Annotated in this window: 9 protein-coding genes; 7 read left to right on the forward strand and 2 right to left on the reverse strand. The window is 46.6% G+C overall.

The window, feature by feature from the left end:
- Positions 1–2137, forward strand: a 2137-nt coding sequence (gene secF, locus ACLTD4_RS31445) for a protein translocase subunit SecF (protein WP_412331865.1), incomplete at its 5' end; no start/stop codon positions are given.
- Between the two features lie 177 nt (positions 2138–2314).
- Here secF and ACLTD4_RS31450 read toward each other — a convergent pair.
- Together ACLTD4_RS31450 and ACLTD4_RS31455 are read right to left on the reverse strand one after the other, a co-directional pair.
- Entirely contained in the window at positions 2315–3097 is a 783-nt protein-coding gene (locus tag ACLTD4_RS31450) for a helix-turn-helix domain-containing protein (protein ID WP_006771586.1), read from the reverse strand.
- Positions 3098–3205: 108 nt separating this feature from the next.
- Positions 3206–4465: an HlyC/CorC family transporter gene (locus tag ACLTD4_RS31455; RefSeq protein ID WP_006771585.1), complete on the reverse strand. Its 1260-nt coding sequence runs from the start codon at positions 4463–4465 to the stop codon at positions 3206–3208.
- A gap of 551 nt (positions 4466–5016) precedes the next feature.
- On the opposite strand from ACLTD4_RS31455, the gene ACLTD4_RS31460 reads away from it, so the two are divergent.
- From ACLTD4_RS31460 to ACLTD4_RS31485, 6 genes are all read left to right on the forward strand, one after another.
- Positions 5017–5841, forward strand: a complete 825-nt coding sequence (locus ACLTD4_RS31460) for an undecaprenyl-diphosphate phosphatase (RefSeq protein ID WP_006778100.1) — start codon at positions 5017–5019, stop codon at positions 5839–5841.
- A gap of 17 nt (positions 5842–5858) precedes the next feature.
- Positions 5859–6668, forward strand: a complete 810-nt coding sequence (locus ACLTD4_RS31465; RefSeq protein ID WP_006778101.1) for a DUF368 domain-containing protein — start codon at positions 5859–5861, stop codon at positions 6666–6668.
- Positions 6669–6772: 104 nt separating this feature from the next.
- Positions 6773–7174 (forward strand): phosphate-starvation-inducible PsiE family protein, encoded by a 402-nt coding sequence (locus ACLTD4_RS31470; RefSeq protein WP_006778102.1) that lies wholly within the window; start codon positions 6773–6775, stop codon positions 7172–7174.
- A 52-nt stretch (positions 7175–7226) separates the two neighbouring features.
- Positions 7227–7643: a winged helix-turn-helix domain-containing protein gene (locus ACLTD4_RS31475; RefSeq protein ID WP_006771579.1), complete on the forward strand. Its 417-nt coding sequence runs from the start codon at positions 7227–7229 to the stop codon at positions 7641–7643.
- A 93-nt stretch (positions 7644–7736) separates the two neighbouring features.
- On the forward strand, positions 7737–8651 hold the full coding sequence (locus tag ACLTD4_RS31480) for a ParM/StbA family protein (protein ID WP_006771578.1): 915 nt from the start codon (positions 7737–7739) through the stop codon (positions 8649–8651).
- A 5-nt stretch (positions 8652–8656) separates the two neighbouring features.
- Positions 8657–9145, forward strand: coding sequence for a hypothetical protein (locus ACLTD4_RS31485; protein WP_006771577.1), 489 nt, complete (start codon positions 8657–8659; stop codon positions 9143–9145).
- Positions 9146–9333: the final 188 nt, after the last annotated feature.

Below are 9333 nucleotides of genomic sequence, written 5' to 3' on the forward strand. Positions count from 1 at the left end.
GGTTATAAGTGCTGCCGTTGTATGGTTTGGGCTGGGGGACGAGATAAAAGGTGCCAGGGATATGAGGTTTGGCATTGATATCCGCGGCGGTGTGGAGGCTGTTTTTGAGCCGGTGGGCCTAGACCGCGCTCCCACGGAGGCAGAGGTCACGGCTGCCCGCAACATCATGGAATCCAGGCTGGATGATAAAAATATTCTGGACAGGGAGGTCACGGCGGACATCGACCGGGGATATGTGATTGTCCGCTTTCCATGGAAATCAGGGGAGACACAGTTTAACCCGGAAGCAGCCATTGCAGAACTGGGAGAAATGGCGAATCTGACGTTCCGCGACGAGGCGGGAAATATCATGCTGGAAGGAAGGGACGTCTCTACCAGCAGCCCTGTGGAAAGCGGCGGAACCGGATTAAAGCAGTATGCCGTGGAACTCCACTTTACAGAGGAGGGGGCAAAGAAGTTTGAGGACGCCACAGGGAAGCTGACCGGTCAGCGCATGGGGATATTTATGGATGATGTCATGATCTCAAACCCAGTGGTAAAGGACCGGATTACGGGCGGGAATGCTATTATTGACGGAATGGAAAGCTATGGGGAGGCGAAGGAGCTGTCTGACAAAATCAACGCGGGCGCCCTTCCTTACTCTATGGCGACCCGGAATTTCAGCACAATCAGCCCTTCGCTGGGATCGGCCGCCCTGGATATCATGATGGGAGCCGGGATTGCGGCATTTGTATTACTCTGTATCTTTATGGTGATAAAATACCGGCTTCCGGGTTTTGTGGCCTGCCTTGGAATGGCTTTTCAGATGTGCCTGCAGCTTTTAGCCATCTCAGTCCCCCAATATACACTGACACTTCCTGGTATCGCGGGTATTATCCTGTCTCTGGGAATGGCGGTGGATGCAAATGTAATTATCAATGAAAGAATCGGTGAGGAATTAAGAGATGGATCTTCTTTAAGGGACGCGGTTCTTGCCGGGTATAAGCGGGCCTACAGTTCCGTGATGGACGGCAACATTACCAGCGCTATTGTGGCAGTCATTCTGATGATTTTCGGCTCAGGTCCTATGCTTAGCTTTGGTTATACGCTACTGGCCGGTATTATTATCAATGTTGTAATTGGAGTGTACTATTCAAAGGTGGTTCTGCTGTCCCTGGTGAAGGAGGGCTGTTTTTCCTCTCCAGGCTGGTTCCGTTATAAGAAAGAACAGCGGATCTACCAGTTTATGAAGCACAGAAAGGTCTGGCTGTCCATATCGGCGGCGGCCCTGTTTTTAGGTTTCCTTGGACTTGCCAGAAATGGCGTGAGCTTGGACACCCAGTTTACCGGGGGAACGACACTGAAATATGAGATTCAGGAGGAAACGGATTCGGAACGGCTGGCATCATCCCTGGGAGAAGCGCTTGGAAGAAATGTGAGCGTCCAGTTTACCAGGGAGGATGGACAGGGAAGGCAGTCCATGGTTGTTACGTTTGCCGGAAAGGAAGGTATCAGCCCGCAGGAACAGAAGCAGGCCACGGATCTGATTCACAGAGAATATGGAGAAATGAACGCGGAGCTCTCGGAGACGTATTCTGTCCAGCCCTATATCGGGCAGCAGGCGTTAAACCGATCTATAATCGCTATGGGACTTGCGGCAGTATTGATTACTCTGTATGTATGGATTAGGTTCTCGATTCTGTCCGGGCTTTCCGCGGGGCTGGCGGCCATGGCGGCGCTGGTACATGATGTGCTGATTGTGTTTGGCGTGTTCCTTGTTTTTGCGATTCCTCTGAATGACGCATTTGTGGCGGTGGTGCTTACGATCATTGGGTATTCCATCAATGACACTATTGTTATTTATGACAGGATACGGGAAAATATGAGGAAGGGGGAAGGGAAGGATATATTCTGGTTAGTGGATATGAGCGTATCCCAGAGTCTGTCCCGGTCTGTCTATACGTCCGTGACAACCGTAATCGGTGTGCTGATTCTGGTGGCAGTGTCATGGTATTACCAGATACCTTCCATTTTTGAATTTTCTCTTCCTATGCTGTTTGGAATTGTCAGCGGCTGTTTTTCTTCGGTGTGCATTGCCAGTATCCTGTGGGCTTTATGGGTGAAGAAGAGGGACGCGTGGCAGACGGGGACGGAGTAGCTTGGCGGAGCGTAATTTAACCGGGGTACTATGCCCGGTTTCCGCGTGAATAAACAACAGGCAAAAACAGGGGCGTTGGGATATGTGTTGATTATCCCACCGCCCCCTACTCGATTTTGTATCCACCGGATTCCGGTTTGACAAAACATAGTCCCGTTCTTACTAATCAGGTGTTTATCAAAGATTATTTATCCTGTCTCTAACTTTTTTCATCAATTTAAACCAGATACGGCTGCAATACTGTTCATTATGTATTAGCAACTCATACATATCTATTTTACCTACGGATTGAATGAATCCAAAGGCGCCCAGGGACAGACCGATGAAAATGAAGATATGGTATACGGCAGAGCCGATATAGCCTTTTGCGTCGATAGCAATAAATGTGATACAGACTGCCAGTAATAAGGCGCTCACGGTTGCTGCAACTTGATAACGCTTCTTAATCTGCATATATTGAGCGGACAGTTCCTGATAAAATACATGATCCAGAATCAAGGGTTCCTGCTTCAGAATTTTATGCGTGTCGTTTTCTTTAAAGGCACCGACAATCCAGATACAGATACCTGCCAAAAGAAATACGGCAATGCCTGGTGTTTTTAGGGGATCTCCGTCTGGCAACATGTTGTAAGGAATACCGCCAAGCAGCCAGGCTGCGGTTCCAAGGCCAAAATATCTATTAACCATGCTTTCGCTGGAAAGATAGCTGACCGCCATCTCTCTTGTGACATAAATATTGCCGCTGTTTTGATTTTCTATTCCAGTGGTTTCTTTTAAAAGAAAGTCTACAGGAACCTGAAAAATATCTGACAGCTTTAATAACTTTTCTGTTTCAGGATATCCATGGTTGTTTTCCCATTTACTGATTGCCTGACGGGTTGTATTTAGCTGCTCGGCAAGGGCTTCCTGTGACAATCCCTTTTCTTTTCTGAGGTTGAAAAGCTTCTCTCCAAAATTCATGTAGATTCCTCCTGATTTTGATGTTTTTATAATACCAGAACAAGCGGAATCCTTCTATCTTTTGCTGGATACACTTTGTCAACTTTTGGTTGCAGTCCTGAAAGATACTTATTCTTCAGGTAAAGGCGGTTGATTATCCTTCACCATCACACGGATCTGCTCCACCCGTTTTTCCGCCATTTTTAAAACAGTAACATTCAAATTCTGGTATTCAAACGAGTCCCCTTCCTTTGGAATCCGTCCGGCCAGTTCCATCACCCAGCCGCTGGCAGTGAGAAAATTAAAGTCCTGGTCTTTCTGCAATAATTCAAAAAGCCGGTCAATATTGGCGCTTCCCAGGACCAGGTATTCCTGATCGGATATCTTTTCTATTTCCTGCACCACTGTATCATGCTCGTCCCAGATATCGCCCACCAACTCCTCAAGAATATCCTCCAGCGTGACAATTCCCACGGTTCCACCGAATTCATCCAGTATGACGGCAATGTGCATTTTATCCCGCTGAAGCTCCTTTAAAAGCTGACCTATTTTCTTTGTTTGGGCGATGAACATGGCGGGCTTTATCATTTCCCGTATATCCCGGTCAGTGCGGATAATGTAGTTATGGAAATCCTTTTGATAGAGGATTCCGATGATATGGTCGATATTATCTTCATACACTGGCAGCCTGGAGAAGCCGGTCCGGGCAAACAGCTCTGCAATTTCCTCTTTGTCAGCATCCATTGGGATTCCTATAATATCAATTCTTGGGGTGAATATATCGCCTGCCTCCAGCTCCGTGAATTCAATGGCGCTGCGGATCAGGGTTCCTTCCTGCTTGTTGATCCCCCCGCCCTGCTCGGCCTCGTCTACAATGGTAAGCAGCTCTTCTTCCGTAATTCCCCGTTCATCGGAAGAACGGAAAACGGCGGACAACAGCTTTTTCCATTGCCGAAACAGGAAGTTGGCGGGGGCAAGTATTTTAATAAAGACATTGAGGAGGGGGGCGGATAGCATGGCGAGGCGCTCCGGCGATTCCTTGGCAATACTTTTTGGAGATACCTCCCCGAATATCAGGACTACAATAGTAGTTACCACGGTGGAGACGCTGGCTCCGGCCTCGTCACCCAAAAAGCGCACGAAGATGAGCGTGGACAGGGAGGCGCAGGCAATATTCACAATATTGTTGCCAATCAGAATTGTGGAGAGCATACCGTCGTAGTCCTCCGACAGCTTCAGGACAAGAGCGGCCCGTTTGTTCCCCTTTTCCGCCATGTTCTTTACCCGGATACGGTTAAGAGAAGAAAATGCCGTCTCCGTGGCGGAAAAATAGGCTGACATAATGATGCAGAAAACAATAATAATGAGGGATATGGTGTCACTTTCCATTAAGGTGATTCCTTTCTGTGATGTTTTTTCTTTCTTTTTACACGAAAACAGGCATGACTTCCCGCAACGGGCGCAGTCATGCCTATCTATGTATGGAAAAACAAGTTGTCGTTATATGGGGCAGCGTCTTCTGGCGCGTTGTCCGGCATGTAATGTATTCCCTCCTCCAGTTTAATGATATGGCAAAATTATACCAGAACAGAGAGCCGGAATCAATAAAAATCTGTTATTTCGTACCGTTCCAGAAATCACCATATCTTTTTGAAAAAGCCAGGGCCTGACAAAATATAAAAATAGTGTTAAATGTATCCACATCCTGTTGACAGCAGATGCCCCTCCCCATATAATACCTTCATAACCTTGAAATGGATTGATACGAAAGGAAATTACGGAACGTATGGACGACGCCGATAGCGACGCTGCCCCAGAATATAAGAATAAGAATCAGAATAAAAAAGGCATAACCTGCGCTTATGAAAGGGCGCAGGCTATGTCTTTTTGTATTCTGACTTATATAAATAATGATTTAGAGAAGAAAGGTGGGTGAAACATTGACAATTATAGAAGTTGTGGAAATATTAAAGGCGATTATCTTTGGCTTCATTCAGGGAGTGACGGAATGGCTTCCGGTCAGCAGCACAGGGCACATGATTTTGCTGAATGAGTTTCTGCCGCTGCGCCAGTCGAATGAGTTTATGGAACTGTTTTTTGTGGTTATCCAGTTTGGATCTATTCTGGCAGTTCCGCTTTTGTATTGGAAACGGATGGTCCCCTGGGCTTTGAAGGGCGGTTTTCGTCTAAAGCCGGATATCCTTCTCCTATGGGGGAAGATTGTCGTTGCCTGTATTCCCGCGGGCGTAGCGGCGCTTTTATGGAACGATGAGATAAACAATCTGTTCTACCACCCTTATGTGGTGGTTATTATGCTCATTGTTGTGGGGATTCTGTTTCTGGTGGTGGAGGCGCGAAAAAGAGAACCTGTGGTTCATACCGCGGTGGAGCTAACCTGGAGGGCTGCCTTATGGATTGGTTTTTTCCAGATGATTGCCGCCGTACTTCCAGGGACGTCCCGGTCCGGCGCAACGATAATCGGAGCATTGATGATCGGGGTATCACGTATTGCGGCGGCGGAATTTACCTTTATCATGGCAGTCCCTGTCATGGTGGGGGCAAGCTTATTTAAGATACTTCAATTTGGCTGGGAATTAACCTGGGTAGAGGCGGTTATCCTGCTGACCGGAATGATTGTGGCGTTTCTGGTATCTCTGCTGGTGATACAGGGACTAATGAATTTTATTAAGAAGCACAGCTTTAAAATTTTCGGGTGGTATCGGATTGGCTTAGGGATTGTTATGGCAATGTATCTACTTACTTAAATCAGGAGGTATAAAATTTGAAAGGTTCTGTTTTATCTGTCATGCTGAAAGGTCTCTGTGTTGGCAGCACCATGATGGTCCCCGGCGTCAGCGGAGGTTCGATGGCAATGCTGCTGGGGATTTATGACAGGCTGATATACTCTGTTAATTCTATTCGCAGCGTCAAGAGTCTGCTGTTATTGGGGACATTTTCTGCTGGAGGTTTTATCGGTATCCTCCTGTTTTCCCAGCCGCTGCTCTCCCTGTTGGATCGCTATCCCATGCAGATGCTTTATTTTTTTATGGGGGCGGTGGGAGGAGGGATTCCATTGATGTTAAAGAAAGCGGAGGTCCGGCAGTTATCCATACCCGTTTTAGTCTGGCCGGCATTGGGGATGCTGCTCGTATGGACACTGTCCGTACTTCCGGAAGCTCCTGTCCAGACGGGATTGTCCATGGGGGTAAAGGAAACGGTATTTCTATTAATGACCGGTATTGCAGCTGCGGTGGCTTTGATATTGCCTGGAATCAGTGTTTCCTATCTGCTTCTTGTTTTTGGGGTTTATGACGGTATGATCCTGGCCCTGCACGGGTTTCATCTGCCTGTTTTAGTTCCATTCGGAGCCGGGGTGCTTTTGGGGATTTTTCTTTCTACAAGAACTTTGGAACATGCAATGAAGAATTATCCACGGCCCACGTATTTAATTATTTTTGGATTTATACTGGCTTCCCTGGTGGAAATTTTCCCAGGGGTGCCAGAGGCCAATCAGATGCTTCTGTGCGGTACACTGGCTGGGGCGGGATTCTTTGCAGTCCGTTCACTTTCCGGGTTGGAGGAAACAACATAGGGGGAAGCTGGTGCCCAGAGGTTTTATGTCAAAACGCTGTATGGTAGGTTTTGAATAGATTAAGGAGAGTAGTACAGCTGAAAGGTGATAAGAAAGAATTTGAAATGAACCGGATAACAGCTTCTTATTTTACAAAAATAGCTGCTTTCCTGGAGTTTTTTGTGGCTGCAATCCTCCTTGTTGCCATATTATCTGGAGCGATTCTTTTAGCAGTGAATTTAATGGGGGACTTGATACATAATCCGCAGGTGGTAGACTTAAATCAGGTTTTAGGGGATGCGCTGGCGCTGGTTGTGGGGATTGAGTTTATCAAAATGCTGGTAAAGCACGCTCCGGAGGCAGTAGTAGAGGTCCTGCTGTTTGCCATAGCCAGGGAGATGGTGGTAACACATGCTGGATCGGCTGAAACCCTTATGGGGGTAATTGCTGTGGGAATTATTTTCCTGATTCGCCATTACCATTGTCCTGCAAAAACTGCCGGGGCGGAAAGGGGTAAGGAAGTTTGATAAGATTGCTATTACGGAATTATGAGTATTGGAATTGAGAGGAGGTGCCAGGATGGGAAAGATTGTTATTATCACTCTTGATGAAGCGGAGGAGCATGTTTTAAATAAGATATTGGACAGCATAGAAGCTGAAAAAATCCAGTTTGTAGATATATCACCAGCTCCGGTGCTGTCCCTATCAAACCTGTCACTTTATCCGCATGAATGTAAGGTAGAGGTCAACGGTCAGGAATTGACATTAGGGCCTCGCCAATTTGCGCTTCTGTATCTCCTGGCTCGCAATGTGGGACGCATTTTTACGAAAGAACAGATTTACTATCAGGTGTGGAATGAATCCACGGCTATTAATGTAGATGAAACAATCCGCTATCATGTCAGTGAAATCCGGAAGAAGCTGGAACAGATATATGGCTATGACTGCATAGAGACGGTCTGGGGAATTGGATATCGGTTTAAGCACGATAAATAATACGCAATACGCATAAAATTTCTGTGGTCTGTTGAAAAAGACGTAATTGGAACGTAAAGGATAAGTATAAAAATTAAAAAGGAGATGTATTCTATGTTATTAGCAATCGACCACGGAAATAAACAGATCAAGACGATTCACTGCCCGCCATTTGTGTCCGGGCTGCAGCAGAGTATTGAGAAGCCATTTGGAAAAAATATAATTCAATGTAATGGGACTTACTATACTCTTTCCAACCAGCGAATTCCTTACCGGAAGGATAAAACGGAGGATGACCGGTTTTTTTATCTGACACTGTTCGGCGCTGCTAATGAAATTGAGGCTATGAAATGTTATTCAGAAGATGTGATACGCATTCAGCTTGCGGTAGGGCTTCCGCCAGCTCACTTCGGCGCTCAAAATAAGAGCTTCACCGGATATTTTATGAACCGGGACGTGATTAAGTTCCATTATCACGGTAAGCCACATTCGATATATATTGAAGATGTGGTCTGCTTCCCCCAGGCTTATGCGGCCGCTGTAACCATGATGGAATCTCTGATTGACAGCCCCAAGGCGTTGGTTTTGGATATTGGCGGGTTTACGGCGGATTATCTTTTAATGAAATACGGACAGGCGGATCTTTCCACATGTGATTCCCTGGAAAATGGCGTGATTTTGCTATACAATAAGATTCGCTCAAAAGTAAATGCTGAACTGGATTTGCTTCTCGATGAAAGTGATATCGACGCCATACTGAAGGGACAAACAGACGGATATACAGAGCAGGCGGTTCAACTCGTTGAATACCAGGCGCAGGAATTTATTAATGATCTGTTCAATACCCTGCGGGAGCGTATGATTGATTTGCGGTCAGGCAGCGTTGTATTTGTTGGGGGAGGAGCGATTCTGCTTCGCAGACAAATAGAGGCGTCCGGCAAAATTGGCAGGCCCTTATTTGTGGACGAGATTAATGCCAATGCCAAAGGATATGAATTTTTGTATCAGCTTGAAATGGCGGGCAGGTGATTCCTATGGCGGCTAAAAAGGACAGGGAGCGCTTTACGATTAAGTTTAATGAAAATGATCCTGCACACAGAAAGGTCATTGAGATCCTAGAGAGCCAGGGAGCGCACAGCAAGGCTCCCTTTATCGTCAATGCAATCCTGCATTATATCCATTGTCCTGAAACCCCGGATATTCCTGTTTCATGGCTGATGGATAAAGGGGCGATTGAGGAGATGGTGAGGGGGATTTTGAAGGAGCAGGCGTCAGAAGCTTCAACGCCGCAATCTGTGCAAAAAACGCAGCCGACAGTTAAGGTTCACCCCGGGCCTGCAGCAGCAATACATACTGCGGCAGACATGCAGCCTGCGGTAAATACCGTGCAGACTCCAGAACAGGAAGAGACGCCGGCAGCGGTTTCCCGACAGGAGCAAACGGTTCCCCCAGTCTGCAAGGAGGAAGAAAACCATGCACGGGCTTTAATTATGAATACATTGTCGGCATTCCGGAATAACTGAAAAGGAGACATGGGAGGTTTATTTCTCCTGTGTCTCCTTTTCTTTAACAGCGGCTACAAAGCTTCCGATAATATCTTCCAAGTGTCTGTATTGATTCGGCGTCAGTTCAGATACCTTCGGGGAAAGGAGTGATTTATCTTCCTCTGTGACCTTACCCAGCAGCAAATAATCCGTACTGATTCCAAGAG

The organism is Hungatella sp. (assembly GCF_046966825.1).